The sequence below is a fragment of the Flavobacterium fragile genome (genome assembly GCF_023634865.1).
Taxonomy (GTDB): Bacteria; Bacteroidota; Bacteroidia; order Flavobacteriales; family Flavobacteriaceae; genus Flavobacterium; species Flavobacterium fragile.
In genome coordinates this window covers 381,192-397,479 of record NZ_JAMLJN010000002.1, presented here as the reverse complement: position 1 = coordinate 397,479, position 16,288 = coordinate 381,192, and the positions used below count along the sequence as shown (strand labels likewise).

Sequence of the window (16,288 nt, the reverse complement as noted above, 5' to 3'; positions counted from 1 at the left end):
AGTAAATTGCTAATCTATTTGAAACCATCACAAAAATGAAATTAAGATTTTTAATTATCAGCCTTTTCGCTTTGTCCATAACATTTGCGCAACGCATTCCAGAATCTATTGAATCTAAAAAAATTGGCACGAGAACATTCACCGTTATAACTCCCCCATCTTACGAATCTAATCCAGGAAAAAGATACCCAACACTAGTAGTTTTAGATGGCGAATATCTATTAGATCCTTTTGATGGTATTTTAAAATATGGAAGTTATTGGGATGATTTACCCGAAATGATTCTCATTGGAATTAACCAAAACTACAGTGAAACGCGATTTGCTGACAGCGAATTTGACGAAGCGGGGTTTCCAGCAGGTTCAGGAGCAGATTTTTTCGAATTCATTGGCCAAGAATTATATCCTTACATCGATAAAAAATACCGAACGCTTCCTTTCCGAATGATTGCGGGACATGATACTACAGCAGGTTTCTTAAACTTTTATTTGTACAAAGACAATCCAATTTTTAATGCCTACATTTCATTAGCACCAGAAATGGCACCAGAAATGGAAAAACGTATAGCAGAACGTCTAACAAAAATAACAAAACCTTTATTTTATTATCAAGCAACAGGTGAAGGTGATTTAAAGGAAATCAATGAAAAAGCTGCGGAATTAGATGCCAATATCAAAGCCATTCCAAATGCTACTTTCAAATATCAAAACGACACTTTCAAAGGCGCTTCACATTACACTTTAGTAGCAAAAGCAGTTCCTAATGCTATTTACTTTATTTTCGATGGTTATCAACCCATATCAATGGTAGAATTTGAAGATAAAATTCTAAAATTAGATGCAGGATATACCGACTATTTGATTGCGAAATACGACGAATTAGAAAAACGTTTTGGTTTTAAAATGAAACCGAGATTATCAGATTTTAAAGCTATTGAAGCAGCTATTCTTAAAAATAAAGCCTATAATGAATTGATGCCTTTGAGCGATTATGCCAACAAACATTATCCAAAAACAACTTTAGGTACCTATCATGAAGCTTTGTACTACGAAAAAACAGGAAACTATAAAAAAGCCATCAAAAGCTATCAAAAAGCATTCACACAAGAATCTATTCGTGAGATCACTAAAGACTTCATGATGAATCGCGCAGAAGCCTTAAAAGGAAAACCAGACGAACCAACAGAAGACTTACCTGTAGAAACACCAACAGAAAAACAAGAATAATACCCAATGAGTAAAGTAAAAACCGCTTTCTTTTGCCAAAATTGTGGCACCCAATATTCAAAATGGCAAGGACAATGTAACGCCTGCAAAGAATGGAATACCATTGTAGAAGAATTGGTTCAAAAAAAAGAAAAAGTAGCATGGAAAACCACAACGACTACTTCTAAAGCAGTTACAAAACCTTTACTAGTAAAAGAAATAGACACCGCACAAGAAATCCGATTGAACACGACTGATAACGAGTTGAATCGGGTTTTGGGTGGCGGATTGGTTCCAGGTTCACTAACATTGTTAGGTGGCGAACCAGGAATTGGAAAAAGTACATTGCTCTTGCAAATTGCTTTAAAATTACCTTATAAAACCCTTTATGTTTCTGGAGAAGAAAGCCAAAAACAGATTAAAATGCGTGCCGAACGTATTACTTCTAATGGCGATAATTGCTACATTTTAACCGAAACCAAAACCCAAAATATCTTCCGACAAATATTAGAAATTGAACCCGATATTGTCATTATCGATTCGATTCAAACCTTGCATACCGATTATATCGAATCGTCTGCAGGAAGTATTTCTCAAATTAGAGAATGTACAGCTGAACTGATTAAATATGCCAAAGAATCTAATGTTCCAGTTCTATTAATTGGGCACATTACAAAAGACGGAACCATTGCCGGACCAAAAATTTTAGAACACATGGTAGATACCGTTTTACAATTTGAAGGCGATAGAAATCACGTTTATAGAATTTTACGTTCGTTGAAAAACCGTTTTGGTTCAACTGCTGAGTTAGGTATTTACGAAATGCAAGGTTCAGGTTTACGCGAAGTGGATAATCCATCTGAGATTTTGATTTCCCATAAAGACGAGCAACTTTCAGGAACTGCAATTGCCACAACTTTAGAAGGTATGCGTCCGTTGATGTTGGAAATTCAAGCTTTAGTTAGTACAGCAGTTTATGGAACGCCACAACGAAGCACCACGGGTTACAACGCCAAACGATTAAACATGATTTTAGCGGTTTTAGAAAAACGCGCTGGTTTTAGATTAGGCACCAAAGACGTGTTCTTAAACGTAACAGGAGGAATTTCAGTAGAAGACACCGCCATTGACTTAGCCGTTGTTGCCGCTATTTTATCTTCCAACGAAGACATCGCTATTGCAGAAGGTTTTTGTTTTGCAGGAGAAGTAGGTCTTTCAGGCGAAATTAGACCCGTTAATCGCATTGAACAACGCATTCAAGAAGCCGAAAAATTAGGATTTACCACCATTTTTGTTTCCAAACACAACAAAATTTCCTTGAAAAATACTGGAATCAAAATTGTTTTAGTCGCGAAAATTGAAGATGTGGTGAGTGAGTTGTTTGGGTAAAATCACTTTTTTACGTACTCCAAGATATCCGCAGGTTGACAATCTAAGATTTCACAAATTGCTTCGAGAGTCGTCAATCGAATTGCCTTTGCTTTCCCTGTTTTTATAATGGATAGATTGGCTGTTGTAATGCCAAGTTTTTCTGCCAATTCTGCCGAACGCATTTTTCTTTTGGCTAACATGACATCTAAATTAATGATGATTGGCATGATTAAAAAGTTAAATCGTTTTCTTCTTTTAAGTGTTTTGCGATGACAAACACTTCACTCAAAACTAAGAAAAACAAACCTAATGAAAATAACAGTACAAAAGGATTTAATCCTAAACTCAATGAAATTCTATTTTTCATTAACTCCGAAATAAAATTAGGAATTCCTCCTAACAAAGCAGATGAAGTGATAACAAATCCTAATCTTTTTAAAAGTGTAACAATCTCTTCATCGAAAATAATTCGCAATTGAAACAAACGCAATAATTTTCTAAAAAGAAACAAGCCATAAATAATTAGTGAAGCCGAAATAATCAGGAACACAAAAATCAACTTTGATTTAAAATCGACTACTTCTAAAGTTGTACCGTTAATTTCTATTGGAATATCAAGAGGTTCATTACTAAAAAGTACCATTCCAACAAAAAACAATAAAAATGGAATCGTAATCAACATTGTAATCCAAACAAAATCAACAATTCCTTTTAAAAAATTTAATTTTTTCATCTCTTTACTTTTTAAAGTTCGAGACAAATATATGAAAATTATTGTTTTAAAATAATAAAATATTAAATTTTGATAATTTTTTTTAAATCCCCTCCAACAACTCCAGCGCCTTATTCACACTTTTCACATTATCAAATGTCAATAATAAACGTAAGCCGTTTTTGGTTTCTTTTTCTTTTATTTTACACATGTTTCCGTTGCGTTGGGCAAATTGTAGCACTTTCATAAAACGGTTACTTTGGTAAAAATCGCTTTGTTGGTCGCCAATGAAATAACCAATCATTTTGCCTTGTTTCATCATCAAACGTTCAATTCCCATTGCGGTGGCTTTCCATTTGATACGTACGCTATTTAGTAAGGCAATGGCTGGTTTTGGTAACGCACCAAAGCGGTCAATTAGTTTTTGTTCAAATTGTTGCAACGTGGCTTCGTCTTTAATTTGGCTTAATTCGTTGTATAAATTCAAACGTTCGGTAATGTTGTTGATGTATTCATCTGGGAATAACAACTCGAAATCGGTATCAATTTGAATGTCTTTGACAAATTCTTTGGTTTCGATGTCATTCTCTTCTTGGTACAAGTCTTTAAATTCGTTTTCTTTCAACTCGTCAATGGCTTCGTTCATGATTTTTTGGTACGTATCAAAGCCAATTTCGTTGATAAAACCACTTTGTTCACCTCCTAATAAATCACCCGCACCACGAATTTCCAAATCTTTCATCGCAATATTAAAACCGCTTCCTAATTCGCTAAATTGCTCCAAAGCCGTAATACGTTTTTGCGCTTCACCCGTCATCATCGAATACGGTGGCGTAATGAAATAACAAAACGCTTTTTTATTACTTCTTCCCACACGACCACGCATTTGGTGTAAGTCTGACAATCCAAAATTATTGGCATTATTGATAAAAATCGTGTTGGCATTTGGTACATCTAAACCACTTTCGATAATGGTGGTTGCGACCAAAACATCGAATTCTCCTTCCATGAAAGCCAACATCAATTCTTCTAATTTTTTTCCATCCATTTGACCGTGACCGATGCCAACTTTTGCTTCTGGCACCAAGCGTTGAATCATTCCGGCAACTTCTTTGATGTTTTCAATTCGGTTATTGATGAAATAGACTTGTCCGCCACGCTGAATTTCGTACGAAACCGCATCGCGAATGACTTCTTCATTAAAACGAATGACTTGCGTTTCAATCGGATAACGATTTGGTGGAGGCGTTGTAATCACCGATAAATCACGAGCCGCCATCAACGAAAACTGCAACGTTCTCGGAATCGGAGTTGCGGTTAGCGTCAAAGTATCGACATTCGTAGCAATCGTTTTCAATTTGTCTTTTACGTTGACACCGAACTTTTGTTCTTCGTCGATAATCAACAAACCTAAATCTTTAAACACGACATTTTTATTCACCAATTGATGTGTTCCAATCAAAATATCGACTTTTCCTTCCGCTAATTTTTGAAGTGTATCAGCTTTTTGTTTCGCCGTTCTAAATCGGTTCAAATAACTTACAGTAACCGGCATATCTTTCAAACGTTCCGAAAATGTTCGGTAATGTTGATAGGCTAAAATGGTTGTTGGAACCAAAACCGCAACTTGTTTTCCATTGTCCACTGCTTTAAAAGCTGCACGAATGGCAACTTCTGTCTTTCCAAAACCAACGTCACCACAAACCAATCGGTCCATTGGACGTTCGCTTTCCATGTCGGCTTTTACATCGGCTGTTGCGGTAACTTGGTCAGGCGTGTCTTCGTAAATGAAGGAACTTTCTAATTCTTTTTGCAAATAACTATCAGGTGCAAACTGAAAACCTTTGTCTAATCTTCGCTTCGCATACAACTGAATAAGGTTGAACGCAATATGTTTAACCCGTGCTTTTGTTTTTTGTTTTAAGGCTTTCCAAGCGTTGCTTCCTAATTTGTAAATCTTTGGAGGCGCACCATCTTTCCCGTTATATTTTGAGATTTTATGTAGTGAATGAATGCTCACATACACAATATCGTTATCGGCATAGACCAATTTTATGGCTTCTTGCGTTTTGCCTTCGACTTGAATTTTCTGCAAGCCACCAAATTTTCCAATTCCGTGATCGATGTGCGTTACATAATCGCCAACCGATAACGAAGTCAGTTCTTTTAAAGTAATGGTTTGCTTTTTCGAATAGCCATTTTTGATGGAAAACTTATGGTAACGCTCAAAAATTTGATGGTCAGTATAACACGCAATTTGATTTTCATCATCGATAAAACCTTCAAACAAAGGCAAGACCATCGTTTTGTATTGCTTGCGAATGCTTTCGTGATTAGCTTCATCAATGTCTTCAAAAATATCATGAAAACGACTTGCTTGATTTTCATTGGAACAACACAAATAATTCTTGTAACCGTTGAAATGATTTTCGCTCAAATTGTTCAATAACAAATCGAATTGTTTGTTGAACGAAGGTTGCGGTTGTATATGAAATTCAACTTTTTTATCAATTTTAAAAACCGCTTTATTGTGTAATTCAATCACCGAAAAATCAAGAGCGCGCTTTAAAAACTGCTTTTGATTTAAGAATAATTCTTCGGGTTTTGCGTGTTGGATATCTTTGGATAATTTCTCAAAAGCTTCATTGGCTTTGTCGAATAATTTATCCAATTGTTGCCCTAATAATTCGGTATTTTGAATTACTAAAACCGTTTTTTCGTTGATATAATCTAAGAAACTTTCACGATTTTCTTGCAGTAATTTATTTTCTACATTTGGAATGATGGAAATCTTTTTCAGCTTTTCAACTGACAATTGGGTTTCCACATCAAAACTTCGGATGCTATCAACTTCGTTGCCGAAAAATTCAATTCGGTACGGATTATCATTGGAAAACGAAAACACGTCTATAATTCCACCACGAACGGAAAATTCGCCCGGTTCCGTAACAAAATCAACACGTTTGAAGTTGTATTCGAATAAGGTTTCGTTGATAAAATCAATAGATAAATTATCGCCAACCGACAATTTCAAGGTGTTTTTCTCTAATTCTTTTCGGGTAACGACTTTCTCGAAAATGGCTTCGGCATACGAAACAATAATCGCAGGTTTTTTGCGCGAATTGATTCGGTTTAGAACTTCTGCTCGAAGTAACACATTAGCGTTATCCGTTTCTTCAATTTGGTAAGGTCTTCGGTACGAACTTGGGTAAAAAAGTACGTCTTCGGTATTGATTAATTGTTCTAAATCGTTCAAATAATACGCCGCTTCTTCTTTATTGCTGAATAAAATCAAAAATGGAAGCTCGGATTTTTTAAACAACGAATTTGCCACAAAAGACAACGACGAGCCCACCAAACCCGTCATTTGAGACTTTTGGCGCGCTGCGAATGTACTTTCTAAAACGGCAATCTTTGGTGACTTATCGTAAATGGATATAATGTCGGACTTGCTCAAAACTTTCTTTATTTTTTATCTGAAATTTCCATCTTCTTTCGCATTTCATCTGGATTTGCGTTTCTTGCAGTATCCAAAGCTCTCAACATTAATTCTTCTCCGATTTCCTTTGGAATTGCTTTTTTGATAATGATTTCATCCCATTGTTTGTATAAACCTTTGATTTCTTCGTTAATTTCTGGAATTAACTTAGCAATTCGTTGTTCTGGAATTACTTGTAAATTCATGAAAGTTTCGAGTGATTTTAACTTAGTATTTAAAGTCGTAATTCTACTTAAAATCTGAGGTTTATCATATTCGAAAGGAATTGTAATGGCTAAAGTATCTGCTTTTGAAGACAAATTTTTAGTTTTCATTTGAAAAGCTGATAATGTAGATTGTGGTTTTTGAAGCATTTCAATTTCAAATTGACGCCACTCGTTCCATCTGCCTAAAGTAGCTGCTACTTCAGGTCTAGGCGTTGGAAAATTAAATTGCCACATTTTCGAAATGTTCTTAAAAACAGCTTCGTTTTTTTGAGCTACTTTTTGGGCTTCTAATTGTTGATTTTCACTTTCACAGGAAACCAAGGTCAAAACTAAAAGCGATAAACTATATAAGAAAACTTTCATTCGGATAAATTAAAAAGCAAAGGTACAAATGTTTGCTGAATGCTGTATTTTTTATAATACTATCTTAACACCAAATTTGTTAATCAATTAATAAAACCCAATTACAAGATGTTAATTTATTAAATATTTAAATTTAGGTCGTAATTTGTAAAAATATCACAAAAATCCATCGGCAAAATAAAGGCAAAATAGTATATTTGTTACCTCATTTACACAACCAAATGGATACGAAAATTTTAATTATTGGTGCTTGTGGACAAATAGGCACTGAACTTACAGCAAAATTAAGAGCAACTTATGGAGTTAACAACGTTATTGCATCAGACATCAGAAAATTAGAAAATGATGTAGTTAACAACGGAATTTTCGAAGTAGTAAATGCCCTTGATTACAACCAAATTGAACACTTACTTGAAAAATATCAAATTACTGATGTATATTTAATGGCGGCTTTACTTTCGGCTACAGCTGAGAAAAATCCGGCTTTTGCATGGGATTTGAATATGAATTCGTTGTTTCATGTTTTAAATTTAGCCAAAGCAGGAAAAATTAAAAAGATATTTTGGCCTTCAAGTATTGCCGTTTTTGGACCTACAACTCCAAGACATAACACGCCTCAATATACCGTGATGGAGCCTTCAACGGTTTATGGTATTTCGAAACAAACAGGAGAAAGATGGTGTGAATATTATCACAAACAATATGGAGTGGATGTTAGAAGTATTCGTTATCCTGGTCTAATTAGTTGGAGCACCGAAGCTGGTGGAGGAACTACTGATTACGCAGTAGATATTTATCACAAAGCAATTACCGATGGTAAATTTACGAGTTTCTTATCTGAGAATTCAGAATTACCGATGATGTATATGGACGATGCAATTAAAGCAACAATAGGAATTATGCAAGCTCCAGCGGAACAAGTAAAAATTCGATCTGCTTATAATTTGGCAGCGATGAGTTTTACTCCGAAGCAAATTGGAGAAGAAATTAAAAAACACTATCCAAATTTCGAATTAAGCTACGAACCTGATTTCCGCCAGAAAATTGCAGATAGTTGGCCTGCGAGTATTGATGATACTTCGGCAAGAGAAGATTGGGGTTGGAAAAACGATTTCGATTTAGAAAACATGACCGTAGATATGTTCAAAAATTTGAAAGAACATATTTATAATAAATAAAAAAAACGTCCCGAAATATCGGGACGTTTTCCATTAAAACAAAAAACAAACTTACTCCTGAACGATTGGAGCTCTCAATGATTCTAACACTGCCACAACTTCATTGATGATAGCTTGGTCTGTCACGCCATTTAAACCAGCAGCAGCCCCAACATATCCAATAAATTTATCATATTCAGCATTATTTGCTTTTTTACCCATACGTGGATTTCGAGCTGGGTCATGCGCTGCAACCATATTTAAACCATCGTAGGTATTGGTAGCGCCTCCACCTGTATTTGCTGAAAAGAAATCGGTTAAGTTATCACTCAAAATGGCTACGTTAGTAGTATTTCCACTTAAAGCTTCAGAAATTACAGGTGCAAAATGTTGTCCTAAGTTTCCTTCTGCTCCCACTACAATGTCAGAAACGATTAATGTAATCGTTGAATCCACCACAGAACGATAACTTAAACGCCCTTGTTCAATCATTTGTCCTGGGTTGTTTGGATCGGCAACCATTCTAGTGCCTCCTAATTTTTCATACAGCGATTGTGGTGCCGCTGTGTCATCATCACTGCATGATGTGAAAAAGCTACCCGAAGCAATAAATAAAGCCATGAAGGCTAATTTTGAAACATTTTTCATAGTAATAGTATTTGGAAATTAATTAAAAATTCGTTGAATTCCTCTTGAAAATTTATAACTGAAACTGTCTTCAGACATCACCGGACAAGCAGTTTTATTTTCAAATTCTTTTGGTAAAACAAAACGTTCTGCTTTATAATTACCCATAGCCATAAGCTTATTGTAAATAGTTTTTGAATCTGCAACCTTGATGTCGTGAAAGAATACCAAAACACCTGTTTCTTCATTCAATCTATCCGTTTTAACTCCTGGAATGGATTTTAAGTTTCGATGAATTTCCTTTGCTTTAAGCGAATCTATTGGCTCTTTGAAGTCAATTCGGCTAATTTGTAAAGTAGCGTTATCTACAACTAAAGGTTTTGCAGTTGCAATGTGAACTACTAAAACCACAAAAAAAATCAGGAATATTCCGAAGATGCTTCCTAAAGCAATTTTAATTTTTCTATTAATTTTCATGACGTTTGAGATTTTTGTTTAGTTGCATTTACGAGAACTAAATCACCTTGGTTTTCTCAAACTGAAAAAAAATGAATTTTTAACATTTGTGCATAAAAAATCCCAAGACAAATTATCTTGGGATTAACTATTATTTCTGTTGATTTTTATTTCATTTCGGAAAGAATTTTATCTTCTATTCCCGATTTTATTTTTACAACTTCATCTACGTTGTCATTTGGAACCGTCATCGAAAGTACGTAATGTTTTATTTTCCATTGTTCGTTTTCTTGAACCAAAACACCTGAACCACGACAAATTTTCATTTGCGTACTTAACAATTCGTCAAACCAAACCATTTTTCCGTTTTCGCTAAAATAGATATTGCGTTCGATTGCTTTAAAGTTCCATGCTTTTCCTTTATCAAAGTGAGGTTTTGCATAAACTTGAAATTGTTGTTTGTTCCAATTTTCAGTGGCATCTGTACCAATGAAAATGGATTCCTCTGACATCGCTCCGAAATAAGTCTCATAGTCTGCTACCGCTGCTGCTTTGTGCCAATTATCTAAAATAACGGTAATATTTTGTTTTTCGGATTGAAGCTTTTCCTCGCAGGGTTTGCAAGAGAAAACTAGAATTGCTAGGAGTAGGATGGTTATTTTTTTCATGGTTTCTTCTTATTTCCCCTCCTCTGGAGGGGTGCCTGAAAGGCGGGGTGGTTATTAATTATCTTTATATTCTGTAATAATAAATTGTTCTAATTCTTTCATAACATTTTCAGTATCAAATAGCATTTTTGTTGTTGAAATTCTGAAAACCTTTAAACCTAATTCTTTAAGATACATTTCTCTTTTTTCATCATATTCTTCTTGAAAATTATGAATCTCTCCATCAATTTCAACTACTAAACCGAGTGCTTTAACATAAAAATCTACAATGTAATTTCCAATGATTCTCTGTCTGTCAAAATCGATATTCCAAAAGGATTTATTTCTTACTTCTTTCCAGAACACAACTTCGGAAAAATTTCCTGATTTTCTGAGTGCTTTTGCTCTACTTTTTAAAGAAGCATTATAAGGTAAATTTAAAATAAAATTTCTCTTTATTGGAATATTATGAATTGATGTTAAGATTTCTTCTTGCATTTATTCCGTTTTAATTCAACATAAAAACCACCCCGCCTTTCAGGCACCCCTCCAAAGGAGGGGAAAAAACCTAAATTATAAAATATTAATTACAACTGTCTTCACATTCACAAATTCTTTAATGCCATCTTCGGCTAATTCTCTTCCGTAACCTGATTTTTTGATTCCTCCGAAAGGTAATCTTGGATCGGATTTAACCATTTCGTTGATGAAAACGGCACCTTCGTTAAAAGCTGAAATCTTGGTTTTGATGAAATCAATGTTTTGAGTAAAAATAGAAACGCCTAGACCAAATTCTGATTGATTGCTTAATTCAATGGCTTCTTCAATAGTTTTAAAAGTGAAGATTGCAGCAACTGGTCCGAATGTTTCTTCATTGAAAACAGGCATTTCTGTGGTTACATTGGTCAAAATTGTAGGTTCATAAAAAGCTTCCTTTCTATTTCCGCCAACAATTAGCTTAGCTCCCATTTCAATAGATTGTTGAACCTGAACTTCTAATTCTTCAGCTAAATCAACTCGTGCTAACGACCCAATTTGTGTTTCTTTTTCTAACGGATTTCCGGTTTTTAAATTTTGAATAGCAACTTTGAATTTACCGACAAACGCATCTGCAATATTTTCGTGAACTAAAAATCGTTTCGCTGCAATACAACTTTGACCTGCATTTTGCATTCGGGCATTCACGGCTGTTGCAACTGCTTTTTCAAGGTTTGCGTCTTCTAAAATGATGAAAGCATTACTTCCACCTAATTCTAAAACGCACTTTTTTAAATGTTTTCCGGCTTCTGTAGCGACTGCAATTCCGGCTTGTCCGCTTCCTGTTAAAGAAACGGCTTTAATGATTGGATTTGCAATGATATTTGCTACTTCGCTACTTGGAATAGGTAAATCTTGATAACACCCTTTTGGAAAACCAGCTTGTTCGAATATTTCTTGAATTAATTTGGCTGATTTTGGAACATTACTTGCATGTTTAACCACAACGGTATTTCCTGCAATAATTGTTGGAACCACAAATCGGAATACTTGCCAAAAAGGGAAATTCCATGGCATTACGCCTAAAATGACTCCTAAAGGTTCGTAGGTAACAAAACTTTCAGAAGCTTCGGTTTTTATGTTTTTTTTGGCTAAAAAGGTCTCGGCATTTTCATAATAGTAATTACACAAAAGCGCACATTTTTCAACCTCAGCAATGGCTTGTGAAATGGGTTTGTGCATTTCTGTGGTGATGCAAATTGCATATTTTTCTTTGTTTTCTAAAAGTAGTTTAGCTAATTGAGGCAAAAAAGAAATTCTATTTTGAATACTCAAATTGCGCCAAGAAAGCTGTGTATTTTCTGAGACTTTTAAAAGATGTTGCATGCTAAAAGGTTTTTGTAAAAATACTAATTTTAATTGAAAACGAGGTTCGCGTTAGGGATGGAAGAGGAAATCCTTTATTTTGTTGCCTTCGAGAACCTCAGGCAACAAAATAAAGATTGTAACGTACAGCCCGACCCTTGTGGTAACGCCCAAATTAAAAAAGGAAATGATATCTTTGTACGATATTTTACAACGTAAATAAAATGGAAGATTGTTTTGAAACCTTAATTTCGAGTTATTTGGATTCTAAAGTAGGCATTGTAGAACATTTTGTTTCGGAAGAATTGGCGCAACACTTGGTAAAGAGATTGTTTGAATTGAAAGAACAAAACTTATTAAAAGCCGCTGGAATAGGAAATGCTGCAAAATTGACTCAAAATTCGGCAATACGAAGCGATGCGATTTATTGGTTAGACCGAGCAAATAATAACGAACATGAAAATGCTTTCTTGGATCAGGTGGATGCTTTTGTGTCTTATTTGAATCACAGTTGTTACACGGGAATTACGGGTTATGAATTTCATTTTGCGTTGTTTGATAAAGGAAGTTTTTACAGAAAGCATTTAGATCAATTTCAAGATAATTCGAGCCGACAGTTTTCTATGATTACGTATTTGAATGAAAATTGGCAACCTGAAGATGGTGGCGAATTGTGCATTTATGATGGCGATGTAGCTCAGAAAATAGCGCCAACCAACAGAAAAACGGTTTTCTTTAAAAGTAATGAATTGGTTCATGAAGTTTTGGAAAGCCACAAACCTCGATTGAGTGTTACGGGTTGGCTGAAACGATAAAAAATAGATATTATTTAGAATAGTTTTAAAATAAGGTGTTTTAGCAAATAAATAACAAACGTTTCTCTTTTGATTTTTGAGAATTGAATAATGCAATGTATATTTGTGGCTATTTATTTTAAACTTAAATTTATAACATATGCAATCCACTCAATTTGATTATTTTCCAATTCTAATGCAACTCGGATTAGCAGTTGGATTTGTTGTTGGTACCATAATAATATCAAACTTTTTAGGTCCAAAAAGAAGTTCTGCAAGTAAAGATAAAAACTTTGAGTGTGGAATTGAATCAATTGGAAATGCTCGTATTCCTTTTTCTGTAAAGTATTTCTTGGTAGCCATTTTGTTTGTATTATTTGATATAGAGGTTATCTTTTTATATCCTTGGGCTATTAATTTTAAAGAATTAGGGATAGACGGAATGATTAAAATGGTTGTTTTCATGCTATTACTTTTGGTAGGGTTTTTCTACATTATCAAAAAGAAAGCATTAGAATGGGAATAAATAAAAAATCGCTATGAGTACAAAAACTAATATGGTTGCTCCACCAGAAGGAGTTGTGGGAGAAGGATTTTTTGCCACGAAACTTAATGATGTTGTTGGATTAGCAAGAGCAAATTCATTATGGCCTCTGCCATTTGCAACCTCTTGTTGTGGAATTGAATTTATGGCAACTATGGCTTCACATTATGATTTAGCGCGTTTTGGTTCAGAACGTGTGAGTTTCTCTCCAAGACAAGCTGATATGTTGATGGTTATGGGAACTATTTCGAAAAAAATGGCTCCTATTCTGCGTCAAGTTTACGAACAAATGTCGGAACCAAGATGGGTTATAGCCGTAGGGGCTTGCGCATCTTCAGGAGGAATATTTGATACTTATTCTGTTTTGCAAGGAATTGACAAGGTAATCCCAGTAGATGTTTATGTTCCAGGTTGTCCTCCAAGACCTGAACAAATTGTTGATGGTGTTATGCAACTACAGGAGTTAGTTAAAAACGAATCTGTCAGACGAAGAAATTCTCCAGAATACAAAGAATTATTAGCTTCTTACAATCTTTAAAAAATGGCAATAGAAACTGCTTACATACAAGAAAAAATGCAACAAAAATTTGCTGACAAGGTTTCAAACTTTGAAATGCAAAACGATATTTTTTCTTTTGAAGTTACTTCAGATTCAGTTCGAGAAGTAATTCTTTTTCTAAAAGAAGAAGAAGATACGAATTTTCACTTTTTAACGGATTTATGCGGTGTTCATTATCCAGACAATGAAGAATCAAGACAGTTTTGTGTTGTATATCACTTACATAACTGGGTAGAGAATACTAGAATACGAGTAAAAACATATTTAAACGGAACACAGCCAGAAGTAGCTACTATTTCTGATGTCTTTTTATCATCAAATTGGATGGAGCGTGAGACTTATGATTTTTATGGAATAAAATTCATTGGTCACCCGCAATTAAAAAGAATTTTAAATATGGATGAGATGGTTTCTTTTCCATTGCGTAAAGAATTCCCAATGGAAGATAACGGAAGAACCGATAAAGATGATCGTTTCTTTGGAAGAACAGCAAATTGCTAAATAACTATTTATAATTTTTCACATTTATAAAATGTCAGAACTATTATTACCACCAGAACATCGTTATGCAAAAATAATCGATGAAAAAAGAAACGAAGACGGTAGCGAGTACTCTATATTAAACCTAGGGCCAACGCACCCTGCAACACACGGTATTTTTCAAAATATCCTATTAATGGATGGGGAACGCATTATTGAGGCTGAACCAACTATTGGATACATTCATCGTGCGTTTGAAAAAATTGCAGAAAACCGCCCTTTCTACCAAATTACGCCACTTACAGATAGAATGAATTATTGTTCATCTCCTATTAATAATATGGCTTGGTGGATGACCGTAGAAAAACTTCTAAACATTGAAGTTCCTAAAAGAGCTCAATATTTAAGAGTAATTGTCATGGAACTTGCCAGAATTGCAGACCACATTATTTGTAATTCCATTTTAGGTGTTGATACAGGAGCTTATACAGGATTCTTATACGTATTTCAATTTAGAGAAAAAATATATGAAATATACGAAGAAATTTGTGGTGCTCGTTTAACTACTAACATGGGAAGAATAGGTGGATTTGAAAGAGAATGGTCTGATGAAGCATTTAGAAAATTAAATGTCTTTTTAGAAGAATTCCCAGTAGCATGGAAAGAATTTGAAAATCTTTTCGAAAGAAACCGAATTTTTATCGATAGAACCGTTAATGTAGGAGCGATTTCACCTGAAAAAGCCATGGCTTATGGATTCACGGGTCCAAATCTTAGAGCTACAGGAGTTGATTACGATGTTAGGATAGCTAAACCATATTCTTCATACGAAGACTTTGATTTTAAAGTACCTGTAGGAAAATCAGGAGATACATATGATCGTTTTTGTGTACGAAATGCTGAAGTTTGGGAAAGTCTTAGTATCATTCGCCAGGCATTAGCAAAACTCCCAGAAGGTCCATATCATGCTGATGTTCCAGAATATTATCTACCTCCAAAAGAGGATGTATATACTACAATGGAAAGCTTAATTTATCACTTTAAAATTGTAATGGGTGAAGTGCCGGTTCCTGTTGCCGAAATATATCATCCGGTTGAGGGTGGGAATGGAGAATTAGGTTTTTATCTTATAACAGATGGAAGTAGAACACCTTATCGTTTACATTTTAGAAGACCTTGTTTTATTTATTACCAAGCTTATCCAGAAATGATTAAGGGATCCTTACTTTCTGATGCTATCATAATATTATCAAGTTTAAATGTAATTGCAGGAGAATTAGACGCATAAAATCATGGAAAGAACGCAATACAAACAAGAAATAAACATGACTGAAGAATTGATGGCTCGCATCAATGAATTAATAAGTCATTATCCAGAAGATAAAAGAAAATCGGCTTTACTTCCGGTATTACATGAAGTACAGGACGCACATGACAATTGGTTGAGTTTTGAACTACAAGACAAAGTAGCCGAAATCTTAAACATAAAACCTGTAGAAGTATATGAAGTAGTTTCATTTTATACAATGTTTAATCAAAAACCAGTTGCCAAATATATGTTCGAATTTTGTAGAACGTCATGTTGTGCAACTAGAGGTGTAGAAGATTTAATGGAGTATGCTTGCGAAAAAATAGGTGCAGAATTAGGGGAAATTTCTTCGGATGGCCTTTTTCAAGTAGTCGGGGTTGAATGTTTAGGCGCATGTGGTTATGCTCCAATGCTTCAATTAGGAGATTTTTATCATGAAAAGTTAACTAAAGAATCATTTGACCAATTAATAGAAGATTGTAAAGCAGGAAAAATAACATTACACGATAAATAGTGC

The 16,288-nt window shown here is 34.5% G+C and carries 18 protein-coding genes; 9 read left to right on the top strand and 9 right to left on the bottom strand.

Going from position 1 to position 16,288, the window contains the following annotated elements; translation table 11 throughout:
- The first annotated feature begins 35 nt into the window (after positions 1-35).
- Positions 36-1,226, top strand: a complete 1,191-nt coding sequence (locus NAT47_RS04345) for an alpha/beta hydrolase (protein ID WP_250580632.1) — start codon at positions 36-38, stop codon at positions 1,224-1,226.
- 6 nt (positions 1,227-1,232) lie between these two features.
- On the top strand, positions 1,233-2,594 hold the full coding sequence (gene radA, locus NAT47_RS04340; protein ID WP_250580630.1) for a DNA repair protein RadA: 1,362 nt from the start codon (positions 1,233-1,235) through the stop codon (positions 2,592-2,594).
- A 2-nt stretch (positions 2,595-2,596) separates the two neighbouring features.
- On the opposite strand, the gene NAT47_RS04335 is transcribed toward radA, so the two are convergent.
- The 4 genes from NAT47_RS04335 to NAT47_RS04320 form a co-directional block, all read right to left on the bottom strand.
- Positions 2,597-2,803: a helix-turn-helix domain-containing protein gene (locus NAT47_RS04335; RefSeq protein ID WP_250580626.1), complete on the bottom strand. Its 207-nt coding sequence runs from the start codon at positions 2,801-2,803 to the stop codon at positions 2,597-2,599.
- Between the two features lie 2 nt (positions 2,804-2,805).
- Entirely contained in the window at positions 2,806-3,309 is a 504-nt protein-coding gene (locus tag NAT47_RS04330) for a DUF2975 domain-containing protein (RefSeq protein WP_250580625.1), read from the bottom strand.
- A gap of 82 nt (positions 3,310-3,391) precedes the next feature.
- Positions 3,392-6,655 carry a transcription-repair coupling factor gene (gene mfd / locus NAT47_RS04325; RefSeq protein ID WP_408610588.1) on the bottom strand — a complete coding sequence of 1,088 codons (3,264 nt, stop codon included), beginning with the start codon at positions 6,653-6,655 and terminating at the stop codon, positions 3,392-3,394.
- A 98-nt stretch (positions 6,656-6,753) separates the two neighbouring features.
- Entirely contained in the window at positions 6,754-7,356 is a 603-nt protein-coding gene (locus NAT47_RS04320; protein ID WP_250580623.1) for a hypothetical protein, read from the bottom strand.
- A 221-nt stretch (positions 7,357-7,577) separates the two neighbouring features.
- Here NAT47_RS04320 and NAT47_RS04315 point away from each other — a divergent pair, with 221 nt between their 5' ends.
- Complete coding sequence (locus NAT47_RS04315; RefSeq protein ID WP_250580622.1) at positions 7,578-8,534, top strand: NAD-dependent epimerase/dehydratase family protein; 957 nt, start codon at positions 7,578-7,580, stop codon at positions 8,532-8,534.
- 51 nt (positions 8,535-8,585) lie between these two features.
- On the opposite strand, the gene NAT47_RS04310 is transcribed toward NAT47_RS04315, so the two are convergent.
- The 5 genes from NAT47_RS04310 to NAT47_RS04290 form a co-directional block, all read right to left on the bottom strand.
- Positions 8,586-9,161, bottom strand: coding sequence for a globin family protein (locus tag NAT47_RS04310; protein ID WP_250580621.1), 576 nt, complete (start codon positions 9,159-9,161; stop codon positions 8,586-8,588).
- Between the two features lie 18 nt (positions 9,162-9,179).
- Positions 9,180-9,617, bottom strand: a complete 438-nt coding sequence (locus NAT47_RS04305; protein ID WP_250580620.1) for a hypothetical protein — start codon at positions 9,615-9,617, stop codon at positions 9,180-9,182.
- Between the two features lie 146 nt (positions 9,618-9,763).
- Positions 9,764-10,264: a nuclear transport factor 2 family protein gene (locus tag NAT47_RS04300; RefSeq protein ID WP_250580618.1), complete on the bottom strand. Its 501-nt coding sequence runs from the start codon at positions 10,262-10,264 to the stop codon at positions 9,764-9,766.
- Between the two features lie 54 nt (positions 10,265-10,318).
- Entirely contained in the window at positions 10,319-10,741 is a 423-nt protein-coding gene (locus NAT47_RS04295) for an endonuclease domain-containing protein (RefSeq protein WP_250580616.1), read from the bottom strand.
- Positions 10,742-10,816: 75 nt separating this feature from the next.
- On the bottom strand, positions 10,817-12,106 hold the full coding sequence (locus NAT47_RS04290) for an NAD-dependent succinate-semialdehyde dehydrogenase (protein WP_250580615.1): 1,290 nt from the start codon (positions 12,104-12,106) through the stop codon (positions 10,817-10,819).
- A 203-nt stretch (positions 12,107-12,309) separates the two neighbouring features.
- On the opposite strand from NAT47_RS04290, the gene NAT47_RS04285 reads away from it, so the two are divergent.
- From NAT47_RS04285 to NAT47_RS04260, 6 genes are all read left to right on the top strand, one after another.
- Positions 12,310-12,900: a 2OG-Fe(II) oxygenase gene (locus NAT47_RS04285; protein WP_250580614.1), complete on the top strand. Its 591-nt coding sequence runs from the start codon at positions 12,310-12,312 to the stop codon at positions 12,898-12,900.
- Between the two features lie 139 nt (positions 12,901-13,039).
- On the top strand, positions 13,040-13,405 hold the full coding sequence (locus NAT47_RS04280) for an NADH-quinone oxidoreductase subunit A (protein ID WP_250580613.1): 366 nt from the start codon (positions 13,040-13,042) through the stop codon (positions 13,403-13,405).
- A gap of 13 nt (positions 13,406-13,418) precedes the next feature.
- Entirely contained in the window at positions 13,419-13,961 is a 543-nt protein-coding gene (locus tag NAT47_RS04275; RefSeq protein WP_250580608.1) for an NADH-quinone oxidoreductase subunit B, read from the top strand.
- A gap of 3 nt (positions 13,962-13,964) precedes the next feature.
- Positions 13,965-14,483: an NADH-quinone oxidoreductase subunit C gene (locus NAT47_RS04270; protein WP_250580606.1), complete on the top strand. Its 519-nt coding sequence runs from the start codon at positions 13,965-13,967 to the stop codon at positions 14,481-14,483.
- 31 nt (positions 14,484-14,514) lie between these two features.
- Positions 14,515-15,750, top strand: a complete 1,236-nt coding sequence (locus tag NAT47_RS04265; protein WP_250580605.1) for an NADH-quinone oxidoreductase subunit D — start codon at positions 14,515-14,517, stop codon at positions 15,748-15,750.
- A 4-nt stretch (positions 15,751-15,754) separates the two neighbouring features.
- Positions 15,755-16,285, top strand: a complete 531-nt coding sequence (locus NAT47_RS04260) for an NADH-quinone oxidoreductase subunit NuoE family protein (protein WP_250580604.1) — start codon at positions 15,755-15,757, stop codon at positions 16,283-16,285.
- Positions 16,286-16,288: the final 3 nt, after the last annotated feature.